The organism is Actinopolyspora lacussalsi, assembly GCA_030803735.1.
GTDB lineage: Bacteria > Actinomycetota > Actinomycetes > Mycobacteriales > Pseudonocardiaceae > Actinopolyspora > Actinopolyspora lacussalsi.
The window spans coordinates 3,680,103-3,703,336 of sequence record JAURUC010000001.1 but is presented as its reverse complement, the minus strand read 5'-3'; the positions used below and the strand labels follow the sequence as shown (position 1 = coordinate 3,703,336).

At 69.0% G+C, this 23,234-nt stretch carries 18 protein-coding genes and 1 tRNA gene; 7 read left to right on the top strand and 12 right to left on the bottom strand.

Going from position 1 to position 23,234, the window contains the following annotated elements:
- Positions 1 to 82 precede the first annotated feature (82 nt).
- The 3 genes from J2S53_RS16600 to J2S53_RS16590 all read right to left on the bottom strand — a co-directional run bounded on the left by J2S53_RS16600 (position 83) and on the right by J2S53_RS16590 (position 3,048).
- Positions 83 to 991, bottom strand: a complete 909-nt coding sequence (locus tag J2S53_RS16600; protein ID WP_092978011.1) for a S49 family peptidase — start codon at positions 989 to 991, stop codon at positions 83 to 85.
- Between the two features lie 86 nt (positions 992 to 1,077).
- The gene (locus J2S53_RS16595; RefSeq protein ID WP_456241734.1) at positions 1,078 to 2,499 is read right to left on the bottom strand and encodes a sensor histidine kinase; all 1,422 of its coding nucleotides are present in this window, start codon (positions 2,497 to 2,499) and stop codon (positions 1,078 to 1,080) included.
- Between the two features lie 111 nt (positions 2,500 to 2,610).
- Positions 2,611 to 3,048 (bottom strand): DUF983 domain-containing protein, encoded by a 438-nt coding sequence (locus J2S53_RS16590; RefSeq protein WP_092978015.1) that lies wholly within the window; start codon positions 3,046 to 3,048, stop codon positions 2,611 to 2,613.
- A 278-nt stretch (positions 3,049 to 3,326) separates the two neighbouring features.
- On the opposite strand from J2S53_RS16590, the gene J2S53_RS16585 reads away from it, so the two are divergent.
- The gene (locus J2S53_RS16585; protein ID WP_456241733.1) at positions 3,327 to 3,728 is read left to right on the top strand and encodes a PPOX class F420-dependent oxidoreductase; all 402 of its coding nucleotides are present in this window, start codon (positions 3,327 to 3,329) and stop codon (positions 3,726 to 3,728) included.
- A gap of 178 nt (positions 3,729 to 3,906) precedes the next feature.
- Positions 3,907 to 3,981 (top strand) — tRNA-Gly (locus tag J2S53_RS16580).
- A 219-nt stretch (positions 3,982 to 4,200) separates the two neighbouring features.
- Here J2S53_RS16580 and J2S53_RS16575 read toward each other — a convergent pair.
- Positions 4,201 to 4,410, bottom strand: a complete 210-nt coding sequence (locus J2S53_RS16575; RefSeq protein WP_092604524.1) for a dodecin — start codon at positions 4,408 to 4,410, stop codon at positions 4,201 to 4,203.
- A 230-nt stretch (positions 4,411 to 4,640) separates the two neighbouring features.
- Here J2S53_RS16575 and J2S53_RS16570 point away from each other — a divergent pair, with 230 nt between their 5' ends.
- The gene (locus J2S53_RS16570) at positions 4,641 to 5,249 is read left to right on the top strand and encodes a lytic polysaccharide monooxygenase auxiliary activity family 9 protein (RefSeq protein ID WP_456241732.1); all 609 of its coding nucleotides are present in this window, start codon (positions 4,641 to 4,643) and stop codon (positions 5,247 to 5,249) included.
- Between the two features lie 372 nt (positions 5,250 to 5,621).
- Here J2S53_RS16570 and msrA read toward each other — a convergent pair whose 3' ends face one another.
- Together msrA and J2S53_RS16560 are read right to left on the bottom strand one after the other, a co-directional pair.
- Entirely contained in the window at positions 5,622 to 6,278 is a 657-nt protein-coding gene (msrA, locus tag J2S53_RS16565) for a peptide-methionine (S)-S-oxide reductase MsrA (protein WP_456241731.1), read from the bottom strand.
- A gap of 98 nt (positions 6,279 to 6,376) precedes the next feature.
- A complete protein-coding gene (locus tag J2S53_RS16560; RefSeq protein ID WP_456241730.1) occupies positions 6,377 to 7,669 on the bottom strand; it encodes an acyltransferase family protein in 1,293 nt (430 codons plus the stop codon).
- A 260-nt stretch (positions 7,670 to 7,929) separates the two neighbouring features.
- On the opposite strand from J2S53_RS16560, the gene J2S53_RS16555 reads away from it, so the two are divergent.
- The gene (locus J2S53_RS16555) at positions 7,930 to 9,210 is read left to right on the top strand and encodes a hypothetical protein (protein ID WP_456241729.1); all 1,281 of its coding nucleotides are present in this window, start codon (positions 7,930 to 7,932) and stop codon (positions 9,208 to 9,210) included.
- Positions 9,211 to 9,270: 60 nt separating this feature from the next.
- On the opposite strand, the gene J2S53_RS16550 is transcribed toward J2S53_RS16555, so the two are convergent.
- From J2S53_RS16550 to J2S53_RS16530, 5 genes are all read right to left on the bottom strand, one after another.
- The gene (locus J2S53_RS16550; protein ID WP_456241728.1) at positions 9,271 to 12,492 is read right to left on the bottom strand and encodes a glycosyltransferase; all 3,222 of its coding nucleotides are present in this window, start codon (positions 12,490 to 12,492) and stop codon (positions 9,271 to 9,273) included.
- A 171-nt stretch (positions 12,493 to 12,663) separates the two neighbouring features.
- Positions 12,664 to 13,692 carry a WXG100 family type VII secretion target gene (locus tag J2S53_RS16545; RefSeq protein WP_456241727.1) on the bottom strand — a complete coding sequence of 343 codons (1,029 nt, stop codon included), beginning with the start codon at positions 13,690 to 13,692 and terminating at the stop codon, positions 12,664 to 12,666.
- A gap of 177 nt (positions 13,693 to 13,869) precedes the next feature.
- Complete coding sequence (locus J2S53_RS16540; RefSeq protein ID WP_456241726.1) at positions 13,870 to 14,262, bottom strand: hypothetical protein; 393 nt, start codon at positions 14,260 to 14,262, stop codon at positions 13,870 to 13,872.
- A 453-nt stretch (positions 14,263 to 14,715) separates the two neighbouring features.
- Positions 14,716 to 15,864, bottom strand: coding sequence for an RtcB family protein (locus tag J2S53_RS16535; protein WP_456242810.1), 1,149 nt, complete (start codon positions 15,862 to 15,864; stop codon positions 14,716 to 14,718).
- A gap of 344 nt (positions 15,865 to 16,208) precedes the next feature.
- Positions 16,209 to 18,011: a gamma-glutamyltransferase family protein gene (locus J2S53_RS16530; RefSeq protein WP_456241725.1), complete on the bottom strand. Its 1,803-nt coding sequence runs from the start codon at positions 18,009 to 18,011 to the stop codon at positions 16,209 to 16,211.
- Between the two features lie 222 nt (positions 18,012 to 18,233).
- Here J2S53_RS16530 and J2S53_RS16525 point away from each other — a divergent pair, with 222 nt between their 5' ends.
- The 3 genes from J2S53_RS16525 (at position 18,234) to J2S53_RS16515 (ending at position 21,485) form a co-directional block, all read left to right on the top strand.
- Entirely contained in the window at positions 18,234 to 19,196 is a 963-nt protein-coding gene (locus J2S53_RS16525) for an aldo/keto reductase (protein ID WP_092978038.1), read from the top strand.
- Positions 19,197 to 19,508: 312 nt separating this feature from the next.
- Positions 19,509 to 20,267, top strand: a complete 759-nt coding sequence (locus J2S53_RS16520; protein ID WP_456241724.1) for an SDR family NAD(P)-dependent oxidoreductase — start codon at positions 19,509 to 19,511, stop codon at positions 20,265 to 20,267.
- 183 nt (positions 20,268 to 20,450) lie between these two features.
- Complete coding sequence (locus J2S53_RS16515; RefSeq protein ID WP_456242809.1) at positions 20,451 to 21,485, top strand: NAD(P)-dependent alcohol dehydrogenase; 1,035 nt, start codon at positions 20,451 to 20,453, stop codon at positions 21,483 to 21,485.
- 22 nt (positions 21,486 to 21,507) lie between these two features.
- On the opposite strand, the gene J2S53_RS16510 is transcribed toward J2S53_RS16515, so the two are convergent.
- On the bottom strand, positions 21,508 to 23,181 hold the full coding sequence (locus J2S53_RS16510) for a TM0106 family RecB-like putative nuclease (protein WP_456241723.1): 1,674 nt from the start codon (positions 23,179 to 23,181) through the stop codon (positions 21,508 to 21,510).
- Between the last annotated feature and the right edge of the window lie 53 nt (positions 23,182 to 23,234).

Genomic DNA, 23,234 nt, shown 5'->3' with positions numbered 1-23,234 from the left:
CCCGATGTCGGGGCCCGCAGCGAGAGCCGTGCGCGAGGTTCCGCCACAGAACCACCCATGACCACCGAGCCGGGAATCCACTTCACAACCCGAAGCGGGACCACATGGCCCTGTTCTCGGCGGTCTCGAACAGCGCCTGCGCCATTCCGGCCGCCAACCCCTGGGTTCCACCGGCGGGACCGGTCATTCCCAACCGGGCCAGCAGCGGTTTGCGCGGTTCCACGGACACCAGGTGCGACTCGGGGAACCGACGGGACACCACGTCGCGCAGGTTGCCGAGTCCGTCCACCAGGCCCAGTTCCCTGGCTCGCCTTCCGGTCCAGACCTCACCGGAGAACAGGTCCTCGGTGGACTCGTCCAACGAGTTCCCGCGACGCTGCCGCACCCAGTCCGCGAACTGGGTGTGCAGCTCCTGCTGCATGCCCTGCAGCCACTGCACGTCCTCGGCGTTCTCGGGACGGAACGGGTCGAGACGGGTCTTGTGCTGGCCCGCGCTGTGCACCCTGCGCTCGACCCCGACCCGCCTGATGAGTTCCTCCATCCCGAAGCCGGCGCTGACCACGCCGATGGAACCCACCATCGAACTCGCGTGGGCGTAGACCTCGTCCCCGGCACAGGCGAGCCAGTAACCTCCGGAAGCGGCCACGTCCTCGCAGAAGGTCAGCACCGGCACCTCCTTCTTGTCGGCCAGGCTCCGGATGCGTTCGGCCACCAGGGCGGACTGCGTGGCGGCACCGCCCGGCGAGTTGATGACGAGCGCCACGCCGGACAACCGGTCGAAGGAGAACGCACGGGTGAGCGCGGACTCCACGGTCTGCAGCGATATCGAGGGGCGGCTCACCGGTGACGGCGTCGGCGTGATCGGCCCGTGCAGTTTGACCACGGGCACCACCGGCCCCCGCTCGGCGCGTTCGGCCAGTTTTCCGGGCAGTTTCTCCGAAATCCTGTCCGAAAGCGTGGCGGTGAATTTCTGGGAGGACTTGTCGTTCATGCCCCCACGTTACTGCCGGTGGACGCACCGTTGACGACTCGACCGCGCCGCGGAGCGCGAACCGGGTGACGGCACGGGTCGGTGCCTCAACCAGCCGACGAGGAATCGGAGGAGATCACTTCCCGGACGGGCTCCTCCACTCCGGCCTCCTCGGTTCCGGATTCCCCTGTTCCGGATTCCCCTGTTCCGGATTCCCCTGTTCCGGTCTCGCCCGGGACCGCGTCGTCGGAATCGTTCCGCTCGTCCTCCTGCCGCGGCTCGGGCGCCGGGTCGGGCGGAACCTCGGGGCAGTCCATCTCCTCGAACGGCTCACGCGCGACGGGCCGGACTCCGGGCGCGAACTTCGGCACCCGCATTATGACCTTCATCCCCGCGTCGCGCTCGGTTTCCACGACCAGCCCGTAGTCGTTGCCGAACGTCGCGCGCATCCGGTCGTTGACGTTGCCCAGCCCGACGTGTGACCCCTCGGTGTGGCTGCTCTCCAACTCAAGTTCCAGCTCCCGGGGATCCATACCGACACCGTTGTCGTCGACGCTGATCAGTGCCTCGCTGCCGTTGTCCTCGGCGGCCACCGAGAGCGTTCCACCACCCGGCTTTTTCGCCAGGCCGTGTCGCACCGCGTTCTCCACCAGCGGCTGCAGCGCCAGGAACGGCAGCACCACGGGAAGCACCTCGGGTGCGATCTTGAGCTGCACGTTCAACCGCTCCGGGCCGAACCTGGCCGATTCCAGCGTCAGGTAGCGGTCGATGTTGCGCACCTCGTCGGCCAGGGTCGTGTACATCTCGTTCGACCGGAAGGAGTACCTGGTGAAATCGGCGAACTCCTGGATCAGTTCCCTGGCGTGGTCCGGATCGGTGCGGATCAGCGCGGAGATCGTGTTCAGCGAGTTGTAGACGAAGTGCGGCGAGATCTGCGCCCGCAACGCCCTGACCTCGGCCTCCGCCAGCTTCTGCCGGGACACCTGCAGCTCCGACAACCGCAGCTGCGAGGTGACGTGCTCGGCCACCTCGGTTGCGGCACGGATCAACCGGCTCCGCTCCCCGGCTGTGATCAGTACCAGCGCGCCTCGGCTGAGTCCGTCCACTTCGAGCGGCACGATCACGACGTGCCGCATCAGGCAGGGACGTTCGTCGCAGACGATGTCGGAGTGGTCCACGTACTCGCTCTTGCCGGTACGCAGGGCCCGCTCGATGCTCTCGGTGATGTCGCGGTAGTGGTGGTTGGCACCACCGTCCCAGGCGAGCAGCGTCCCCTCCGGATCGACGATCCCCACGGCGAGGCAGGACAGCAAGGCACGCAGATGGGGGGCGGTCTCGTCGGCCGACTCCTGGTCGAGTCCCCGGCGCAGATGAGGAGCGGCGCTGGTCACGCTGTGCAGCGCCGCCAGTGTCGCGTCCTCCTTGGACGTGCTGACTCGACGTGAACGGCACAGCATCACGAACATGCCGAGCACGGCCAGCGCGGCGATCACGGTGAGCACTGTCCGCTCAGTCAACACCTCGAGCACACTTCACATACTCACGGTCATAACGCGCGGAATCAAGGAGATCACGACCAGTGAGCCCGTTCCGTCGGTGAGCGGTTCGGCGTTGGACGTGCTACCCCATATGGCGGCCGATCACTCCACCGGTTGCAGTGCTCCGTTCATGTCCGGCTCGGCGTACAGCTCGATGTTGCGCGCCACCCGGGCGCTTTCCTGCCGCGCCGTCAGAGCGCCGCGTACGACGCCGACCCATCGCTCCGGTGGGTGCTCGTCGGTATCGCCGGGTGTGTCCGCGATGACCGTCCACGGCCTGCGCACCAACCAGCGGACCGGGAAGAACAGGATCAGCACGAGCAGCGCCAGAATCACCCAGATCGGGACGATCACGGCGGTCGGTGTCCAGACGAGGAACCCCGCGATCATCACGAACACGATCGTCCCCATCACGACGCCGGGGGAACGACCGCCACTCACATCGAGCTCCCACTCGTCGACCTGGAGCGGATCACTCCACTCGATGTTGGTCTTGAGGGTCCATCTCCGACCGTCGGAACCACGTACCGCGCGGTTCATTACCGCCTCCACGCACTGGTCGGGCACGATCCGGGCCAGTGACGGCCCGTACCGGCTTGATCGGCAACCGTGATGCCACCGTACCGCGTGAGTTCCGCGGCTGCGTCGAACACGACCGCGGTTTTACCCTTCCGGAGGAATCGAGGTGGGATTATCCGCCGGGGGTGATACCGAACCCCTCGAAACCCGTGGCGGAATCGGCGATGCGGGCGGGGCAGCGGCACGTGAGTTGAGGTCCCGCGGGATCGGCTCTCGAACAACGACGACCGGGAGATTCGATGGATCTGGACCGGGCACGCGAGATCGTGCGCGAACAGCACCGCGCCGTACTGGCCACCCGACGCTCGGACGGTGAACCACAGTTGAGTCCGGTGCTGGCCACTGTGGATTCCGGTGGTCGGATCACCGTCAGCACCAAGGCGAACACCGCCAAGGTCGCCAACATCGGCAGAGACCGGCGGGTCTGGTTGTGCGTACTGCCCGACGAGTTCTTCGGCAGGTGGATCCAGCTCGACGGCACGGCCGAGGTCGTGCGGCTGCCCGAGGCGATGCCACTGCTCGAGGAGTACTACCGCGACATCTCGGGCGAGCACGAGGACTGGGGGCAGTACCGGGCGGCCATGCGGGCCGAACAACGGGTGGTGCTGCGCATCGAACCGACGCGTGCGGGCCCGTCCTGATCGAGCGTCTCCGCTCCGTGGCGGGCACCGCGGGGAGCTCCCGGATCACCAACGCTCCCGGCGCCCGCGAGCGCGAGTGGCACCCATGCCGGACCCCCTTTCCTCAGTCCGCCCGGCATGGGTTAGAGTATTCATCACAGCGGCCGAGAGGTCACTGCGAGAGCCGAATACGGATCGTGCGGATGTAGCGCAGCGGTAGCGCATCACCTTGCCAAGGTGAGGGTCGCGGGTTCGAATCCCGTCATCCGCTCCATGACGAAAGACCCGCCGGGCAAGTCCCGGCGGGTCTTTCGTCGTCACACGGTCGCCTCCGGTAACTCCGCGCGGCATCAAGAGCACCGGTGCGCTTCGAGGCCCGCGGAGCTCCCCGTTCGGGCGGCGTCGATTTCTCGCGAAATCGCCGCGCCCGTGGCGAGAGCGGTGCGAGAGGTTTCGCCATGCGACCACCCACGCGGACCGGGCGACGAACTCCTCACTCCTCCAGCCGGAAACCGACCTTGAGCCCCACCTGGAAGTGCGCCACCTCACCTTCGGCGACGTGCCCCCTGATCTCGGACACCTCGAACCAGTCCACCTCCCGCAGCGTGCGGGACGCACGGTGGACCCCCTTGCGAATGGCATCGTCCAACCCCTGGTCGGAGGTACCGACGATCTCCGTGACCCGGTAAACGTTGTCGCTCATCCCCGCATGCTCGGGGCAGTCCCCCGGCGGCGCAAGAGACGAGCGCTCTCCCCACCTGACGGAGTGCCGCACTACGCCATTCGGCCTACAGGTCTAGACCAGAACCTGTTATGAGGTCTGGACCAAAGTGATGGTGATCATCCGCTCCGAATTACGCGAAACGGAGCTGACGACGCCCCCGAGCTCGTCCGTAGCTTTTCCGGTTACAACGAGCAACGAAGGGAGTACCCATGCTCACCAAACGGATCAAGCGGGCGCTCGGCATCGCGGCCTTCGCGGTCGTACCGCTGGCGCTTCCCATGGTCACCTCGGGTGCCGCTGCGGGCCACGGCTACACGCAGAACCCGATGAGCAGGCAGGCGCACTGCGCCGACGGCACGGTCAGCAACTGCGGAGCCATCCAGTGGGAGCCGCAGAGCGTGGAAGGGCCGGGCAACTTCCCCTCGGGCGGTCCTTCCGACGGCCAGCTCTGCAGCGGCGGCAACGGCCGGTTCTCCGAGCTCGACGAGCCGCGCAACGGCAACTGGCCCGCCACCGACGTGAACGCGGGGCAGAGCCTGCAGTTCCGCTGGGAGCTCACCGCGGCGCACTCCACCGAGTCGTTCCGCTACTTCATCACGAAGGACAGCTACGACCCGAGTCAGCAGCTGACCCGCAGCGACCTGGAGCTGCAGCCCTTCTTCACGGTGGACTACAACGGTGAGCAGCCCGACTTCACCGTCACCCACACCGGTCAGCTGCCCAGTGACAAGAGCGGCAAGCACCTGATCTTCGGTGTTTGGGAGGTCGCGGACACCGCGAACGCCTTCTACACCTGCTCGGACGTCAACTTCAGCTGACGTCGCGCGGCGGCGCACGCCGCGCACGAGCGGGTCCCGGCAGCACGACGTGACGGGAACCCGACCGTGATCACCGAGAATCCGTCCCGGCGCCACCGTTGCGGCGCCGGGACGACTCACGTCCGGCCGGATGCCCCGCCCCCTGATGGGGTCGGGTGCCCGGCACCGGAGAGCGTCAATTTCTCGCGAAATCGCCGCGCCGGGTTGGTACGAGCGGCGTCAATTTCTCGCGAAATGTATGCGTACGGGAGGTGCCGCCCCCATGTGGCTCCGGAGCCGGACCACCGGGGAGCCGGACCACCGGGGAACCGGACCACCGGGGAGCCAGGCCAGCCGGGGCCCAGACCATCGGGGACTCGGGCGGCCAGGGGTTCAGACCGCCAGCCCCGTGGGGCAGGCGACCCCGGTCCCACCGATCCCGCAGTAACCGTTCGGGTTCTTGCTCTCCGAGAGGTACTGCTGGTGGTACCCCTCCGCGTAGTAGAACTCACCGAGCGGCGCGATCTCGGTGGTGATGTCGCCGTGCCCGGCGTTCGTCAGCGCTCGCTGGAACTGTTCCCTGCTGGCCTCGGCCACCTCGCGCTGGCGCTCGTCGACGGTCAGGACGGCCGATCGGTACTGCGAACCGACGTCGTTGCCCTGGCGCAGCCCCTGGGTGGGGTCGTGGTTCTCCCAGAACACCTTGAGCACACCGGCGTAGTCGATCACTTTCGGGTCGAACACCACGAGCACGGCCTCGGTGTGCCCGGTCATACCGCTGCACACCTCCTCGTAGGTCGGATTCGGGGTGTAGCCACCGGCGTAGCCCACCGCGGTGGTCCAGACGCCCTCGGTTCGCCAGAAGGTTCGCTCCGCACCCCAGAAACACCCCATGCCGAGCACCGCGCGTTCGGTCCCCTCCGGGAAGGGACCGACGATGGTGCGATCCGGATACACGGCGTGCCGCTCGGGGACGTTCAACGGACTCGAACGCCCCGGGAGTGCCTCGGCGGGCTCGATCATGCGGGTCTTGTTGCCGAACAGTGCCATACCCCGAGGTTACAGCGGTGACGCGCCCGAAGGGCTGTTGTGCGGCCCGAGACCTGTTACGGCCTCGATCGTCCCGTGGTGGGAGTCGCGCGTAGCGCTCAGCTCCGGGGATCGTCGGGAGACTCGGGGACCCGACGCCCCTCACGGGAGCCGCCGGAAGGAGGCACGCGGGGCAGGACGGGCGCGGTGCGTTCCTCGGGGGCTTCCACCGGAACTTTCGGCAGGGGGCCGATCGGCTCGGTCGTTGGGCCGTCTCCCCGCTCGTTCGCGTGGTCCACCGGCGGAGCATCCGTATCGGCGGGAGCAGCGCTCGGTGCGCGACGCGGCGCGAGGTAGTGCCGCAGCCGCATGGTGGGTTCCTCGACGAACTTCCACGACAGCGTGCCGACCACATAGGCGATCGGGGCGGCCAGGGCGAGCAGCACCCACTGGTTACCGATCCCGGCCAGCACGAGGGTCTGCTGGATCGGAAAGGCCCAGACGTAGACGCCGTAGCTGCCGTTGACCCACACTCCGGGGACGCGTGCGCGGGCGGGCCAGTGGTGCCCGAAGACGATCACCGCGTAGCTGACCGCGAGGGTCATCCAGAACGCGGTGGCCTCGCTCATCGGCATGGCCGCCAACGCGAGCAGCCCCGCCGTCGCGGCCAGCGGTGAGCGGGGAACCGGGTAGAGCCGCAGCACGACCCCGATGGCGAAGGCGACCAGGAAGGACAGCAACGGCTCGACGGGTACGCTCAGCAGCGATCCCGGGGAGTCCGGCCCCGGAGCGTGCGCCATCCTGCGGTCCACCACGACCAACACCACCAGCGCCAGCACCGCCAACCAGCGGCTGCGTCGGCGTGCCGCTCCCACCAGCAACAGCAGCCACAGTCCCGCGTAGGCGATCAGCTCCATGGGTAGTGTCCACAGCGAGCCGTTCACGGAGCCGTCCCACGGATTGCTCGCGAACGTCCCCGGTAACTGGTGCCGCAGCGTCACCATCCCCGTGTTTCCGACGACGTAGCCCCAGGTGCGCTGCTCGCCGAAGTACTCGGCCAACGGCAGTGTGGTGACCAGTGGGCCGAGTACGAGCGCGACGAAGAGCGAGACACTCAGCATCGGCGGCCAGAGCCGAAGCACTCGTTTCGCCGCGAACCTGATGGGGTGCGGATCGCCGACCCAACTGCCGGTGATCTGGAAACCGCTCATGGCGAAGAACCCCATGAGCAGCCCGTGATCGGGCTGGACCGGCCATTCCGGCGGGAACATGTCGTTCCCGCTGACCAGTGGATAACTGTGGCCGTAGATGACGACAAGCGCGCCGATCATCCGCAGCCAGGCGAACCCGTGGTTCGGCGGGGCGAACCATTCGGGATGCGTGCGTTCGGCGCGTGGCACGCGTTCACCCATCCCCGAACCTCACCATACGACTGCGGTTGCGCCGAGTAGCTTAGCGATCACGACGACGACGCCGTCCGGACTCGGGTGATCCACCGCCGGGCGGCTGCTCGGCAAGAACCACGAACGACGATTCCCAGTATCGCGGACTCCTCGAGCGTTCTTCCCACAAGGATCGTTTTCGGGTAGTGACCACAAGACACCCGTGGAGGTGCGAGGATGGAACCGGTCGCGATCGGGGCGCGGCCGTTTGATCCGGAAAGGGCTCAACGGTGACCTGGCAAGACGAGCTGCAACAACTGGACGCGGAACTCACGGCGGGACGGATCTCCGCCGATGAGTACCGACAACGGCGCGATGCCGTGTTGGGCCGTGCCCAAGCGGAGCAATCGGACAGCCCGTCAGGTGGTTTCCCCGCGCAGCAGCCCGATCCGGGCGAGCAGCACTCCTGGCCGCAGCACTCCGTCGACCCCGGACAGAGCTCGGGCGGATACGGCGGGCAACCGGGAGCGCAGCAGAACCCGTTCCCGCCCGCTTTCAGCTGGCAGCAGTACGGCGGGGACGCCGATGGGCAGTCCGACAGCACCCAGGTGGTACGAAACACCGGAGCCCACCCTCCCGGAACGCAGCCTCCGAGCGGGCAGCAGGACTTCCCGCAGCAGGGCCACCAGCAGCAACCACCCAGCCCACCGCACGGTTGGCCCAGCCAGGGGCAGTACCAGCAGGCACGCCCCAACGAGCAGTTCCAGTGGGGCCAGTACTCCTGGGGCGGTGGCAGCGGAGATGGCGACACTCCCTGGGGCAATTCGGACTTTCCTCCCGAACACGGTGACCCGAGCTGGCTGCGGCAGGGTCCCGAGGTCTTCGAGACGGTGGGCAAATCCTCCAAAAAGGGCAGAACTGTGGGGTTGTCCGTCGGCGGCGTGCTGGTGCTCGGTGTCGCCGTCGCGGTGGTGTTCTACTTCCTGTCCTCACAGGGCACGCCCCAGGCGACACCCCCGCAGCCCACGAGCAGCTCGACGCCCACCTCGACGACTCCGCCGCTCCCGGAGCCACCGGCCGTCAAACCGGCTCCCGGCAACGCCGAGGAAGTGCTGGTTCCGACGCCGGAGGGGAAGCCCCACCCCTTCAACGGGCCGTTGGGTAGGACGGCACTGTCCGGCCCCCACTCGGGCGCCCTGATCGAGCCGGTGCGCGAGTTCGCGCTCAACAACGGCATTGTCAACGGTCGCTACTCCGGAACCGACGCCAACGGCGTTCCGGTGCGTACGACGATGATCGCCGTCAAGATGCCCGACGAGGCGACCGCCGAGAAACTCACCCGGAAGTACCTCCAACAGCAGGGGGCGCTGACGGTCATCGACGAGTTGTCCTATCAGGGCGTCGACGTCTACTCCTCGGGCGATACGCTGCGCACCGCCTACACCAGCCACGGCTGGACCGTGATCCTGGACGTGCAGGCGGTCAACGCCCCGGGCAGCGACGCACGCGCGCTGTTCGAGAAGCTGCTGACCGACCAGCTCGCGAAAACGCCACCGACGATCCGCGAGTGATTCCGGGCGCGGAAGGACGACGAGCGCGGGCGGTTCCACGGGCGAACCGCCCCGGCCGGGTCAACGAAGCCCCATCAGCTCCCGCAGCGTTTCCCGGCACACATCCGGCCCGAACTGCTCGGCCACCGCGTTGCCGCCCACTTCGGACAACCGGCGCCACTCGGCGTCGTCGGTGAGCACCCGCACGAGCCGGGAGGCCAGTCCGGCCGCGTCGTCGGCGACCGGAACATCGCGCTCGGGGATGAGCCGGATGCCCTCCATCGCCAGGTTGGTGCCGACCACCGGCACACCGGCTGCCAGACTCTCGCCGACCTTGCCCTTCACCCCCGCGCCGAACCGCAACGGGGCCAACGTCACCCTGGTGCGGTCGTAGATCCCGGCGAGGTCGTCGACCCAGCCGTGCACCTCGACCCCGGGTCCCCGCAGGGCGGTGACCTCAGAAGGCGGATTGCTACCGACGATGTGCAGCCCGGCCCGCGGGCAGTGGTGCCACACCAGCGGCATGATCTCGCGAACCGCCCACTCCGCGGCGTCGACGTTCGGCGGGTGATCGAACCCCCCGACGAACAGCACGTCGCCACGTCCGGGCGGACCGTCCACACCCCGACGCACTTCGTGCACATTGGACAAAACTCGCACGTCGGCGTCGTCGACCAGCTCCGACAGCGCCCGCTGCTCGTCCTCCGACACGACCAGCGTGACATCACAGCTGCGCACCAGGCCGAGCTCGGACTGCCGGGAGGCGAAGGACCTGCGACGCAGCGCCGTCGCATCCTGTTCGCGCCCCTCGGACGCGGCCAGCTCAGCCTGCCGCTGCAGCCGAACGAAGTGCAGGTCCACGGTGTCGTAGGCGATCACCGCGCTCGGTGCGTCGACCCGCAACCGCTCCACCAGGCTCCACGCGACCTGGGGGCGGGACAGCAACGCCAGCGTGACCTCGGTCCCCACCTCGGAGAGGAAAGCGTGCTGGTGTTCCGGCCGGGCGAGCACGGTTACCCCAATGCGCCGCAGCTCGTCGGTGTAGGGCCGCAGCTCGGCCTGGTTGTCGGGAAAGAACACCACCCGTGCGCCCAGGGTGGCGAACTGCCGCAGGATCCGCCACATGCGCAACGACCCGGAATCGTAGTCCGGTCGCGGAACCTGGTGGTCCTTGACCAGCACCAGCGGGCCGAAGTGCCCCCGCGTACCGCGCTCGCGCGCCAACCAGAGACTGCGGGGGTCGGCCTCCGGAAGATGCTGCTCGCGGAGGGTGTCCTGCCACTTCTCGACGAAGATCCCGCGGTTGAGCTCCTGATGACGTTTGACCCCGGATCCGGTCTCGGTACCGTTGGATGCCCCCTCGTGGTGTACCACGACGGCTCGCGGCTGCACCACGGTGCGGAAACCGGCGGCACGGACACCGAACGCGAGATCGGTGTCCTCGTAGTAGGCGGGCGAATACCCGGTGTCGAACCCTCCCAGCGACTCGAACAGCTCACGGCGCACCAGCAGTGCCGCGCCGGAGCAGTAGTCGACGTCGCGCAGCGCGGCGTACTCGGGTGCGTCGGGGTCACCCAGCCTGCCGAGATTCCACCCGGTGCCGTCGGACCAGACGGCGCTGCCGCACTCCTGCATCCGCCCGTCCGGATAGAGCAGTTTGGCACCGACCAGACCGATGCGCTCGTCGGAGTCGGCCGTGGCGACCAGCTCGTCCAGCCAGGACTCGGTGACCTCAGTGTCGTTGTTCAGGAAGAACAGCTGACGACCACGGGCGTGTTCGGCACCGAGGTTGCAGGCACCGACGAAACCGAGATTGCGCTCGGCTCGCACCAGCCGCACGCCCGGACAACGCCGCAGCAGTTCCGCACTGTCGTCCGGCGAGGCGTCGTCGACCACGACCACCTCGAAGGGAGTGCTCACCCGGTGCCCGGCCAGGCTGCGCAGGCACTGCCTGGTGTAGTCCCACTCGCCGTGTACCGGCACGATCACGCTGACCTCGGGCTGCTCGCTGTGCGGCACGGCGACCGGGTCCCGCTCGACCGCCCCCTGCGTGTGGGAGGGGCCGCGTCCCATCGCGATCTCGTAGACGTCACGCCTGTTGGTGCCGCGCGGCGCGACGCGTTCGACCACCTTTCGGTACTTGGTCACCGCGCGTTGCACGAGTGCGGAGTTCTGCTCGACGAGCTCGGCCACCCGACGACGAGAACCGTCCAGTTCGGACTCCAGTTCGGTGACGGTCTCACGCAACCACTCGTTGCGCGTCGACTCGCGTCGCGACCGCAGCCGGGCCTCGTGCAGCTCGGCACGCAAGCCGTCGCGTTCCCGCTCGGCCTCGACGGCCCGCTCCTCGGCCGTGCTTCGCGCCGACTCCAACTCGCCGATGATGCGTTTGAATTCCTCGGCCTCGGAGCGGTTGGCGCGACAGAGCTCGTTCAACCGGGCGACATCGGCCACGGCGGCGTCACGCTGCTCGATGATCTCGCGGTTGTCCTCCCCCGAGTCACCGCGGGCGAGCTTGAGATCCGCGTCCAGCAGCACCGCGGCGGCGGGAAGCTGCGGCAGCTGCCGGTCGGAGGCCAGCCCGAACAGATAGGTGTGCCCCACGCCCTGCCGAACTTGCCAGTCACCGGAGTCGAGTTGACGCAGTGTCTGCAGCCGCACCCCGTCGGCGGCGATGTCGGGATCCCCGGGATCAGCCGGGGTGAGCAGCGATCCCACGGCGACGTTCTGCTTGAGCATCGCCACGTGCCGGAAGGAGTCACGCAGCAGCGCCTCGAACTGCGGCGCGGCGAGCTCCCTGACGTGGAACGGATTGTCGTTGCCGTGCTCGTGGTGGTACACGGCGGTGTCGGGGGTGCTGATCAGCAGCAGTCCGCCGGAGGCGAGCCTCGCTCGAACGAGCCGGAGCACGGCGTCGTGCTCGGCCACGTGCTCGATCGCCTCGAAGCACACCACGACGTCGAAGGTTCCCGCCTCGGCCAGCGTCGCGGGATCGGTGATCGATCCGGTGTGGAACGTCAGGTTCGAGGCGGTGTAGTTGCTCGCCGCGTGGCGGACGGCCTCGCCGTCGATGTCGACTCCCACGACCTCGGTCGCCTGGGCCGCGAGCATGGCGGCGCCGAAGCCCTCACCACTGGCCAGGTCGAGGACGCGCTTGCCACGCGCGAGGCGGGCCGCCACCGCGTAGCGGTGGTAGTGCTCGTAGATCACCTGCGCGTCGTCGGCCCACGGAACGCACCGCTCCCCGGTCCACTCGATCAACCGTCGCGGACGCTCCGTCACCGAATCACCGTTGTCGCCCATTCGGTCCCCCTTCGACGCACGAGACATCGGTCCGAGTCCGCCGCTCACCCGACCGGTTCGAGCGCGTCCACCGGCAACCGTGTGGCCAATTCTGCCTCCGTCCGGTGAGCGGTCCGGAACGGGTCGGGTCGGTCAGCGAATCAGGACCCGTCGACTCGTTCCGCCGTGTCGTCACTCGGCCGCCGGTTCCCGTTCCTCGGACTCGGTGGGAAGCAAGCCGAGTACCGCGGGAACGGCTCCCGACGCCGCGCCGAACAGTTCGTCGGGATCCTCGTCCTCGATCACCCGGTCCGGAGACGACTGCTCGGTGCCGTCGTCGCGGTCGCGCGCGGTGGAGCCCGGGAAACCGGGAAAACCGCGTGCGCTGATGCCCCCGCGCCCCGTAACCCGCTCACCGAGCACACCGCCACCGAGTACCGCACCGCCGGTGGCGGCCAGTCCCGCCGCACCGGCGGCGAGGTGGGCCCCGGAGACCTCTCCGCCGAAACCGTTGGGGGCGTCGCTCTCAGCCGGGCCGGGGGCGTCCGGTTCGGCCGGACCGGACGCCGCGGGGCTCGCGCCCCACGCGGGTTCGGTAACCCGGGCGGTCCCCGTTCCCCACGCGGCCGTTGAATCACACGAGGATTCGACGAACCGAGTCATGCCGTGGGTGTTCTCGGAGGTCCGCACACCGTAGTTCCGCAGGGCGGTCTGGTTCGTGAGCCGGTTATCGCCCGTAGCCACTGACTCGTCGACGACAGCACCGGGATCGTTCCGGGCCTCGGCGACACCGGTCGTGGACGAGTGCCCGTTCACCTCGACCACCTGTTTCTTGGCCTCGTTGAAACCGAAACTCTGCGCGCGCAGCGCTTCACCCGCCCGCTCCGCGAACTCCGCCGAGTCGTCGGCCGCGACACGGGATCGCATGCCTCTGTTCCGCACCGCATCGGCGGCGGTACCGCTCCAGGCCGCTCCGATCCTGTCGATCGCGGCATCGATGCGTTCGGCCGCCTCGCCGTGTTCGGCCGCGATCCTGCTCCAGCTCTCGGCCGCACGGTCCATGCTGTCGGTACCGGGCGCGTGGTGGAACCATTCGTGGATCCTGCCGGGATCCACTCCCTCGGGACGGAGTTCCGAGTCCGGCACGTCCGCGACGTTCGCCCCGGAACGATCCGTCCGCGCTCCACCCTCGACCGACGTGCCGTCAGCTTCCCGATCCACACCTCACCGCCTTTCGGCCTCGGACAGCGTGCTGCCCGCCACATCCGACGACTCACGATCACCGTCACCGCGCAGTCTGCCAGAAGGACGATCGCCGTCCGGGCGGTTTCGTGAGAACAGGTGCGTTCCGGCTCCCGGCGGGACGGGCGTCCGGAACGCGGCGCTTCCGGGGCGGGATCACTCCGAGACGCCGCGCAACGCGCGATTCGCCTCGTCCTCCCGCGCGTCGTAGTGCCGCATCGCGTCCTCGAGATCGTTGATCATCGCGCGCAGTTCGCGCTGATCCCGCTCGTTGCCCGCCAGGTAGTCCGTCACCAGCCCCGGGCCCATCTCGTGCGCCGCACGCCGACTGTAGGGATCGTGGCCGGGGGCGATCAGCGTCGCGTTGCCCCGCGCTTCCTCTGCTGCCCGTTCCAGGGCGTGCAGCGCACGGCGCAACTCGGCGACGGCTTCCGGGATGCGGTCACGGTCCACCGAGTAACCGGCTCCGGGGTCCGTCGCGGAGTGTCCCCCGGTTCGCACCGGGTCGACGACCCGCCCGTCCTCACTCATCGAACTCGAAGAGTTCACCAACCGCAGCCTCTCCGTTCGGCACCGGGACAGCACGCGGGCTCGCGGCGGAACACCGGACCACCCGCGTCCGCAGTCTCGCAGACCCGAGCGGAACCGTGTGCCCGAAGAACCGAATCGGCGCTGCGATCTCGTGGGTGTGCCCCCGGTCTCCGTCGATTTCTCGAGAAATCACCGCGCCAAGGCCGTCGTCGGGAAGTGGCCATACGGGTCGCAGCGCGGGTTTCCCCGGTGCGTGAGTCGGATGCATTGCGAGGCCGGGCCGCTCGCCGCGTAGGTCGCTACTCAAGAGCCGGCCCAACGAAGCAAGGCGCCGACTCACGTGACGGCTACCCGACCAGACACGCAACCGGCACCGGCCACACAACACGATGTCGGGACTCCCGGAGCGAGAGACCGCGAGAGGTTCCGCCAAGCGACCGCCCGAGCGGACCGGGCCGCCGGGAACCTCCTCTACCCCTTCACGCAGACGACCTGCCGCAACTTGGCCACCACTTCCACCAACGCTGTCTGCGCGTCGATGACGGAGTCGATGTCCTTGTAGGCGCCCGGGATCTCGTCGAGGACCCCGTCGTCCTTGCGGCACTCGATTCCCGATGTCTGCTCCCGCAGGTCCCGCGAACCGAACGTCTTCTTGGCCTTCTTCCTGCTCATCCTGCGACCGGCGCCGTGCGCCGCCGACTGGAACGAGTCGTCCGACCCCAGGCCGCGGACCACGTAGGAACCGGTGCCCATCGAGCCGGGGATGAGTCCCATGTCGCCCTTCCCCGCCCGGATCGCGCCCTTGCGGGTGACCAGCATGGGCTGACCGTCGATGGTCTCCTCGGCCACGTAGTTGTGGTGGCAGGAGATCGGCTCGTCGAACTCGATCCGCCGTCCGGTGAAGCAGCCGCGCAGGGCGCGCATCGTCAGGGCGAGCATGATGCGCCGGTTGACGCGCGCGTACTCCTGCGCCCAGAACAGGTCGTTGCGGTAGGCCGCCATCTGCGGCGTGCCGGCGACGAAAACCGCGAGGTCGCGGTCGGGCAGGTCCTGGTTGTGCGGCAGTTCGCGGGCCTCGGCGATGTGCTGTTCGGCGAGTCGGTTGCCGATGTGCCGGGAACCGCTGTGCAGCATGAGCCACACCGCGTCGTGCTCGTCCAAGCAGACCTCGATGAAGTGGTTGCCGCCGCCGAGCGTGCCGAGCTGCTTGCCCGCCTTTCTCTCCAGCGAACTCACTCCGCCGTGCAGCTCGCCGAAGCGCCTCCACAGCTCCTGCCACTCCGAGGTGTCCAGGCCCAGCCGTGCGGGATCGACGGCCTCGTCGTGCGCGCGGAATCCCACCGGAACGGCACGCTCGATGCTCGTGCGGATACCGCCGAGATCGGCGGGCAGGTCGTCGGCGTGCAGCGAGGTCCTGACACCTTCCATGCCACAGCCGATGTCCACACCCACGGCGGCGGGGGAGACGGCATCCCGCATGGCGATGACCGAACCGACCGTGGCGCCCTTGCCCAGGTGCACATCCGGCATGACGCGCACCCCGTGCACCCACGGCAGGGCCGCGATGTTGCGCAGCTGGTCCAGCACCGCGGGCTCGACCTCGTGCTCGGTGGCCCACATGAACGTGGGAGCGCGGGTACCGGACAGCAGTACGGGGAAATCCGTCACGACACTTCACCCTTGTACGGACACTGGACGATCTCCGGTGGCGATTTCGCGGGACGGCGATTTCGCGGGAAATCACCGCGCCGCCACGAAGCAGCCCACCGGCACCGGAAACCTCGAAAACGGGACGCGAGAACCGTAAGCCCGGCCGGGAAACGGCGTCCAATGATTTCTTGCCCTGCTGGAACACCGAAAAGGCCCCTCGGCCGCGGAGTTCTTCGCGGCGGAGCGGCGATCATCACCGTCGCGGTGTCGATTTCTCGCGAAATCGCCGCGAACCGGAGCGATCGGAGGTGTCGCTAACGCCCCACGGCGTAGCCCTGTGCGCCGCGGGCGTTGGCGGCGCCCCGCAGCATCCCGGTCTCGGGGTCCCTGCCGACTGCGGCGAGCCTGCCCAACGCCCAGGGGCCCGCGTCGGTCACCTCGTGGCCACGCCGCCGCAGCCGCTCGAAGGTCGCCGTGCCGAGCCGGGACTCGGCGAGCACCCGACGCGGTTGCCAGCCGCGCGGGTAGAACGAGGCGGGAAACGCGGTGGTGTGCCAGGCGGGCGCGTCGATGGCCGCCTGCAGATCCAACCCACCGTGCACATGGGCCAGCCAGAAGCACAACTGCCACTGGTCCTGCTGATCGCCGCCCGGCGTGCCGAAGGCCAGCACGGGCTCGTCCCCCCTGGTGAACAGCGAGGGGCTGAGCGTGCTGCGCGGCCTGCGGCCGGGGACCAGCGAGTTCGGCAGTCCCTCGCGCAGCCAGCACATCTGGGCACGGGTGCCCAGGCAGAACCCCAGCTCCTCGATCACCGGCGAGGACTGCAACCAGCCCCCGGAAGGGGTGGCCGAGACCATGTTCCCCCAGCGGTCGACCACGTCTAGGTGCACGGTGTCCCCCTTGCTGTCCCCGTTCGGCGAGACCGTCGGTTCCCCCAGCCCCACGCCGCTGGGATCGGGCGGCAGTCCGGCCCCGCGTTCCCCGGAGACGTACTCGGGCAACCGTGGGGTGTGACCGGCGGGGGTTCCCGGCCGCAGCGTTTCGGCCGCGTTCTCGCCGATCAGCTCGCGACGCGCGGCGGTGTAGTCCGCACCGAGCAGCTCCGGCAGCACACCGGGATCGGCCGAGTCGCCGTAGTGGGCCTCCCTGTCGGCGAAGGCGAGCTTGGCCGCCTCCACCGCGTGGTGCACGGTTTCCGCGGTGGCGATCCCGTCCCGGTACTCCACCGGCAGCTCCTCCAGCAGCCGCAACTGCTGCAACAGCACGGGCCCCTGACACCACGCACCGAACTTGGCCACCCGGCCGTCACCGGAGGTCCGCAGCGTCACGGGCTCCTCGTAGGTCGCGCTGTAGTCGGCCATGTCCTGCCCGGTGAGCACGCCCGCGTGCGAGCGTCCCGAGCTGTCGGCGACCGGACCACGCGCGAACCGGTCCACCGCTTCGGCCACGAAGCCCCGCGACCAGGCCCGACGAGCCGCGTCGATGCGGTTACGACGGTCGCCTCCCGCCGCTTCCCCCTCCCGCAGCAGCCGTTGCCACGTCCGGGCCAGCACCGGATTGCGCAGCATCGTTCCCGCGCCGGGCGCGGCACCGTCGCGCAACCACAGCCGGGCGGAGGACGGCCAGCGCACGCGGAACATCTCGCGCACCGTGGCGATGGTCTCGGACAACCTCGGGACCACGGGAAACCCGTCGCGCGCGTATCCGATCGCGAACCGCAGCACCTCGTCGAGCGACTTGGTTCCGTAGTCACGCAGCAGCAGCAACCAGGCGTCCCAGGCGCCGGGCACGGTGGCCGGAAGCAGCCCGGAGCCCGGGATCAGTTCGAGCCCCAGTTCGTCCCGGAAGTGTTCGACAGTGGCACCGGCGGGCACCGGCCCCTGGCCGCAGAGCGCGCGAACGGGACCGCCGGAAGTGGCGAACAGCGCGGGAAGTTCGCCACCGGGACCGTTGAGGTGCGGTTCGACCACCTGCAGCACGAACCCGGCGGCCACGGCGGCGTCGAAGGCGTTGCCGTCGTCCTCCAGCACCGCCATGCCCGCGGCGGAGGCGAGCCAGTGCGTCGAGGCGACCATGCCGTGTGTACCGGCGAGTTCGGGACGGGTGGGGCAAGCCATGCGATCACTCCGATCCGGGAGGGCCTGTCGGCCCGGTTCACCGGGCCTTACTCGGTTCTCCGGGCGCTCCTGTCGTGGAAGCGGTCCTGTCGTGGAACCTATCGCCGCCCCCTCCCGCCGGGGCACCCTCGAACGGGAAACCGGGGCGCGTGCTGCCGCGACCGGGGGTCATGGCGGGGAAACCCGTGACGCGGCATCGCGCCGGGACTAGAGTCGGATCTCGTGGAACAGCGACGTCTGGGCGATTCCGGTCTCGTGGTCAGCGCCGTCGGCCTGGGGTGCAACAACCTGGGCAGACCGGGCACGACCACCGAGTCCCCACGCGGTGCGCAGGCCGTGGTCAACCGCGCGTTGGATTCGGGCATCACATTCTTCGACGTGGCCGATGTGTACGGCTCACCGCGAGGACGCAGCGAGGAGCTGCTCGGCCAAGCGCTGCGGGGACATCGTGATCGGGCCGTCATCGCGACGAAGTTCGGGATGGACATGCAGGGCAGCAACGGCCCCGACTTCGAGGCGCGGGGGTCCCGCCGCTACGTGCGCCGCGCGGTGGAGGCGTCGCTGCGACGGTTGGACACCGAATGGATCGACCTGTACCAGCTGCACCGCGCGGATCCGCTGACTCCGCTGGACGAGACGCTGTCCGTACTGGACGACCTGGTGCGGGAGGGCAAGATCCGCTACGTGGGCCACTGCAACCTCGCGGGGTGGCAGACCGCCGACGCGTCGTGGACCTCCACCCACCGGGGGACAACGGGCCCGGTTTCGGCCCAGATCCACTACTCGCTGCTGGAACGCGAGGCCGAGCGCGAGGTGATCCCGGCCTGCTCGAAGTTCGGCGTGGGACTCATCCCGTACTTCCCGCTGGCGAACGGGCTGCTCACCGGTAAGTACCAGCAGGGCCAGGAACCGCCGGAGGGAAGCAGGCTGTCCGGCCGCGAGCGACTGCTGGCCGACGCCCCCTGGGAACGGATCGAGCGGCTGCGGGAGTTCGCGGAGAAGCGCGAGATCTCCATGATCGCCACCGCGATCGGGTGGCTGGCGGCGCAGCCCACCGTCGGGTCGGTGATCGGCGGCGCGACCTCGCCGGAGCAGGTCGAGTCGAACGCCTCGGCGGGACAGTGGCGGCCCAGCCAGGCCGACCTCGACGAGATCGACACGATCTGCCCACCCGCCTACCGCTGACGACCGGGAGCCTCGTCCGGCCTGCGACGTGAGACGGATATCGACGATCGAGCCGAAGGAGTTCCGTCCGGTCTCCGAATTCGCGTCCCCGCGGAAACGGATCCGTACCCCCTCCATCGACGCGGCAGCGCCGAACCCCATCCACGCCACTCGCACCGCCGCGGGTTCTCTGGTGCGGTTCTCGCGAGGAAGGGTCGACGTTGTGTAGTAACTACCCGATGTCGGGCCTCCCGGAGCGAGAGCCGTGCGAGAGGTTCCGCCACCCGAGCCCCTACGAGGCCGACCAACAAGTTACGACCCAGGAGAGATGAGATGTTACTGAACGACACTGCCGCCATCGTCACCGGCGGGGCGTCCGGCCTGGGCGCCGCCACCGCACGCGAACTCGCGGCCAACGGGGCACGCGTCTTCGCGGTCGACCTGCCGGATGCCGTGGCGAACGCGGCCGAGGTGGACGGGGTGGCCCACACCGCCGCCGACGTGACCGACGCGGACCAGGTGCAGGCGGCGGTGGAGTCCGCCGCGGGTTCGGGCGTGCCGTTGCGCACCGTCGTCAACTGCGCGGGCATCGGCCCGTCCGCGCGGGTCGCGGGGCGGAAGGGGCCGCACGACTTCGACCTGTTCCGCAAGGTGGTCGAGGTCAACCTGGTCGGCACGTTCAACATGCTCCGACTGGCCGCGGCCGCGATCGGCGAGACCGAGCCGGACGAGAACGGGCAGCGCGGTGTGGTCGTCAACACCGCTTCGATCGCGGCCTACGACGGACAGATCGGGCAGGCCGCCTACGCGGCCTCCAAGGGCGGCGTGGCCAGCCTGACGCTGCCCGCGGCACGCGATCTCTCCTCGACCGGGATCCGGGTGATGACGATCGCACCGGGCATCGTGGACACTCCGATGCTGGCCACGGTCGGCGAGGAGGTCCGGAACACCCTGGCCGAGGGCGTACCGTTCCCGAAGCGGTTGGGAACGCCCGAGGACTACGCCAGGTTGGCCCTGGACATCGTCGAGCACGACTATCTCAACGGCGAGGTCATCCGGATGGACGGCGGACTGCGGATGGGACCCAGGTAAGGCCCGTTCCTCACCCGGCGTCGGGCACCGTTGACGGAGCGCACCGTGGTTCGGCGTCGGGGTGTTCCGGGAGCTGTCGGAGCGGGCCGTCACCCGCACGTCGCCTCGACGCTGCGGTGACTCCGCCGATACCGCATGCTGCGACCGGCAGCGGATACGAAGAGGTGGGGAATGTCGCGCACGATGAAAGCCGTTCAGTACCGTCGAGTCGGGGATCAGCCGGAGGTCGTCGAGGTGGACGTTCCCGAACCGGGTCCCGGCCAGATTCTGCTCAAAGTGGACGCGGCCGGGATGTGCCACTCCGACATAGCCGTGATGAGCTGGCCCGAGGAGAGTTTCCCCTACTCGCTTCCCATGACGCTGGGGCACGAGGGGGTCGGAACCGTCAGTGCGCTCGGCTCCGGCACCTACAGCTGCTCCGTGGGCGACCGGATGGCGGTCTACGGCCCGCAGGGCTGCGGCCGCTGCCACATGTGCTCCCAGGGCAAGGAGAACTACTGCGACTACGCGGACCAGCTGGGTATTCGACCGCCCGGTCTGGGCGCTCCGGGCGCGATGGCGGAGTACATGCTGGTGAACCGGGAACGCCACCTGGTGCCGCTGGGTGATCTGGATCCGGTGGAGGCGGCCCCGCTCACCGACGCGGGACTGACTCCCTACCACGCGATCAAGAAGTCGTTGCCGAAGCTCGTGGGCGGTTCCCGGGCCGTGGTGATCGGCACCGGCGGCCTCGGCCACGTGGCGGTGCAGCTGCTGCGTGCGCTCTCACCGGCCGAGGTGATCGCGGTGGACGTCAGCGAGCAGAAGCTGGAACTGGCCCACCGGATCGGCGCGCACCGCACCGTGATCTCCGACGAGTCCGCACCGGACAGAATCCGCGAACTCACGAACGGCTTCGGCGCCGAGGTGGTGCTCGACTGCGTCGGTAACTCGGCGACCACCACCATCGCGGCGAAGTGCACCCGCGCCGAGAGCGACCTCACCGTGGTCGGCATCGGGGGCGGCGCGGTACCGGTCGGCTTCGGAACGACACCGTTCGAGGTCTCGGTCTCCGCACCGTACTGGGGCAGCCGCTCGGAGCTGATCGAGGTACTGGAACTGGCCCGCGCCGGTGCGGTTCGGGTGCACGTGGACTCGTTCGGGCTGGACGAGACACCCGAGGTCTACGAGCGCTTCCACCGGGGCGAGATTCCCGGCAGGGCCGTGATCGTGCCCTGATCGGCCGTTGCCGCTACCCGGGTCACATGTCCCCGGTGTACGGGATTTCGCGCACCTGCCCCGACGAGATCCAACGCCGGATGGCCAGGGTCGCCCTGACGTCGTCCTCGTTGTACTCCAGCAGCCGGTCGCGCTGTTGCCGTTCGGGCGCACCGCCGTCGAAACCGACGGCGTCGCGGTACCAGCGCATCGAGTTCTCCCCACCCGCTTCGGAGTCACGCCAGGCGAATCCGGCGCTGGGCGCGATGACCTTCAGGCCCTTGCCGTTCGGGCAGAGGAACTGGTCGCGAACCACGGCGAACACGTCCACCCATTCGGACGAGCCGACGAACTCCCGAACCTCCTCGACGGTCGGGATGCCGGGTTTGCCCGCGAACCGCTGCGCCGAACTCAGCATCCAGCGGTTCTCGGCGAGCTCGTTGTAGCAGTAGGCGCGGAAGGTCAGGCCGTGCTCGTGGGCGGTTCGGCGGAGCGCGGAGAACCAGGACCAGAACTCGGCGAACGACCTGGCCTCGTCGTCGGAGGGCAGCGGGTCCCAGGTGACGAACCCGCGGTAACCGGGCTCGACGTCGATCAGTTCGGCCGTGGTGCGGGTCCCGTTGGCCTCGTCCCTCGGGTAGGAGAGCAGACTGCCCCAAAGGTAGGCGCCGGAGTCGGCGTAGCTCTCCATGTCCACGTCGATCTCGACGTCACCCCGGGAGACCTTCACCTCCGAGACTCGCCGAACCAGCGGAACGTCGCGCAACCATGCTCTGGCCAGCAGCACCGCGTCGCTCATCCGGTTGGGCGGCAACGGCGGTTCCCTCGTGGTCCCCACCGGCAACTCCGCCAACTCGTCCACGGTCGTGACCCCGACCGCGCGGAGCCGCACCGCGTCGTCGCCGCGCACCACCAGACTCACGTCCCTGGCGGCACGCAGCTGCTGACCGCAGACCGGCCACCAGGGGCAGCCCTTGCACTCCACGACGCGGGTGGGCTGGGCCAGTGCCTCGCTCCCGGCCACGGCGGCCTCGGCTACCGCGATCCGATCGGCGAACCGCTCGTCGTACTCGGCGAGCACGCTGCGCCCGCCCGACCAGCCACGGGATTCGAGATCGTGCCACAGCACGGTGTCGGTGTCGGAACCGATCGCCCCTCCGAACTTCCTACCGGTGGGCTGCATCCCGCACGCCTGCAACAGCCGCACGAGGTGGGCCAATCGGAGCTGGTCCCTGGCCTGCGAGCGAGGCTTGCGCCTCGGATCTCTGGCCGCCGACTCGGGCCTGGGATCGGTGAGCGGGGAGGTCCGCGCCCCCTTTCCCGGGTCGGTCACCTTGTGGCGGACCACGAGCACGGGCACGTAGCCGCCCCTGCTGCGCACCAGCAGATCCACCGAGCCCTGTCTGCCTCCCTCGTTGTCCGAGGGCAACTGTGCTCCCGAGATGTATCCGACCCCGGAACGCATCGCGGCGAGCGTGGCTCGCTCCCGGTCGACGACGCTCTCGTCCCCGGGGATCTCGGTCCAGTCCGGTGCCAGCTCCCTGCCGAGCCGATCGGCGAGCTCGCGCCGGTACTCGGCCGCGTCGGCGATCCGCTGTTCCGCGCCCGGATCGAGCGGGGCGGTCGGCGAGTCGATCATGGTCGGATCGTGGTCGAGATGTACGCGGCGACGACAGCGTGTCACCACGTCACCGTCCAGTAGCACCTCGGATTCCACGCTTGCAGGGTATGTCCTAACTCCGACGAGCGCGTCCATCACCCCGGTGAGAG